The following is a 2142-nucleotide window of genomic DNA, read 5'->3' on the forward strand; positions in this document are numbered from 1 at the left end:
CGTGCCCGAGCTGACCGGCACCACGAAGCGCAGGGTGAGCTTCTTGCCGTTCTTCATGCGGACCGGGGCGGCGGCCGGCACGGGGTAGTCCGTGTATGTGGGGTAGTCGGTGTATCCGGCCTCACCGCCCGTGTACATCAGGCCGTGGTCCCGTACCTGGTTGATCGGCGCTCCGGTGCGCAGCCGCTCCACGAGGTCGGGGTTGGCGAGGAACGGGCGGCCGAGCGAGATCAGGTCGGCTCCGGCGGCAAGGAGCCGCTCCCCCTCGCGCCTTCCCCCGTCGGCCGGCAACGGCTTCCCCCACCCGAGGACCGGGTTGGCGATGAGCGTGCCCGGCCAGGTCCTGCGGATCTCCTGGAAGAGCGGCTGGTCCGGATCCGCGAAGACGACGTGCAGATAGGCGAGGCCCGCACCGGCCAGGGCGGCGATGAGTGCCGGATAGATCTCCGCGGTGTCACCCTCGTCGATGCCGTTGACGGTGAGCCCGGGTGCGATCCGCACCCCTACCCGCTCGGGGCCGATCGCCTCGGCCACGGCCCGGACCACCTCCACCGTGAACCGGATGCGGCCGGCCACCGACCCGCCGTAGGCGTCGGTGCGGTGGTTGGTCCCCTTCGCCAGGAACTGGTGCAGGAGATAGCCGTTGGCGGCGTGCACCTCCACGCCCGCGAACCCGGCCTCGACCGCGTTGCGGGCGGCAGCGGCGAAGTCGGCCACGGTGGATCGGATCTCGTCGATCGTCATCTCCCGGGGCACGACGGCGTCCTGGTGCCCGCCGGGGGTGAAGATCGTCTCCGGTAGCGGCACCGGGGAGGGCGCGACCGGCGTCAGCCCGCTGGTGTCGGGGTGACCGACCCGGCCACCGTGCTGCAGCTGCAGGAACATCCGGCCGCCCGCATCGCGTACGGCATCGGTGACGCGCCGCCACCCTGCCACGTGCGCCTCGTTGTAGATCGCCGTGATGTCGGGGTAGGTCTGCCCGACGGCGTTGGGGGTCGACGCCTCGGCGATGATCAGCCCCGCTGAGGCGCGCTGGGCGTAGTAGGTGGCCATGATCGGTTGCGGAACGCCGTCGGCTGCGGCACGGTTACGGGTCATGGGCGCCATCACCAGGCGGTTCGGCAGCTGCAGGGCGCCGAGGCGGGCGGGCTCGAAGAGGCGGGAGTCGACCGGCGTGTTCGTCATGCCGGTACGGTAAGAGTTGACACCGGTGTCAGGTTCAAGCCCTGCGTCGACATACGAGGTGGGGAATGCGGATCGGTGAGCTGGCCCGGCGCAGTGGCGTGAGCGAACGCTCGCTGCGCTATTACGAGACGCAGGGGCTGCTGAGAGCCGAGCGTACCCCGGGCGGTCAACGCCGGTACGGCGATTGGGCGGTCGACCGGGTCATCCGCATCCAGGCCCTCTACGCCGCGGGACTGAACAGCAAGAAGATCGCCCAGCTCCTCCCCTGCATGCGGGACGCCGACGGGGCCGCGAGCGAGATCGCCACGCCACGGCTCGTCAACGAGCTCACCGCCGAACGGGACCGCATCGACGCAATGATCGCGGACCTGCTCCGCTCCCGCGACGTCTTGAACGAAGTCATCACCACCGCCGCGGCAGGAATACACACCGCCGCCGTCCCCGGGTAGCGCCGGCACCCGCATCGGAGCAAGTGGTCGGCCTTACCCGCCGTGATGTCACGGACCAGGGCGCGCAGGGCGTCGCGGATTTCTTCGGTGCGGGCACCACATACCCCTCCGTACGGGTACTGCTGCACGTCACGGGAACGGCGCGCCGCCTGAGCACAGGTCAGAACAGGCTGGCAGCGGGGGGAGGGGTGGGGGCCAGGGGTCCGGTTGCAGTTGTTTGCGGCCGGTGGATAGCTGGGCGCCGTACTCCTGCCGTCACGGATGCGGGCGCGTGAGGAGACCTTGCGCATGGGTCGTGGCTGGCGGGGAGCTGGCAGCTGCCGCGATGTGGCTGGGCCCGTCGTGGGCGCTTCGCTCGGCTCGGCGCCGTTGTGGTTGCTCGTTCGGCTGCGGGATGCACTTGGGCGCGGTTATCAACCGGCGTGGAGCGTAGGGCGGCGGATAAGTGCCCTGGGTTGCCTGCCGCAAGCCCTCTCCCGCCCCACCAGACCGCCCCCGTCACAGGAAC

2 protein-coding genes are annotated in these 2142 nt (G+C 70.5%); one reads left to right on the plus strand and one right to left on the minus strand.

Annotation, left to right across the window (positions count from 1 at the left end):
* A partial coding sequence (locus ACSNOG_RS32565; RefSeq protein WP_436756308.1) for an alkene reductase occupies positions 1-1185 on the minus strand: 1185 nt, incomplete at its 3' end.
* A 65-nt stretch (positions 1186-1250) separates the two neighbouring features.
* On the opposite strand from ACSNOG_RS32565, the gene ACSNOG_RS32570 reads away from it, so the two are divergent.
* Positions 1251-1634, plus strand: coding sequence for a MerR family transcriptional regulator (locus tag ACSNOG_RS32570; protein WP_436756309.1), 384 nt, complete (start codon positions 1251-1253; stop codon positions 1632-1634).
* Positions 1635-2142: the final 508 nt, after the last annotated feature.

Source organism: Streptomyces sp. URMC 124, assembly GCF_051386455.1.
In the GTDB taxonomy this organism is placed as follows: Bacteria; Actinomycetota; Actinomycetes; order Streptomycetales; family Streptomycetaceae; genus Streptomyces.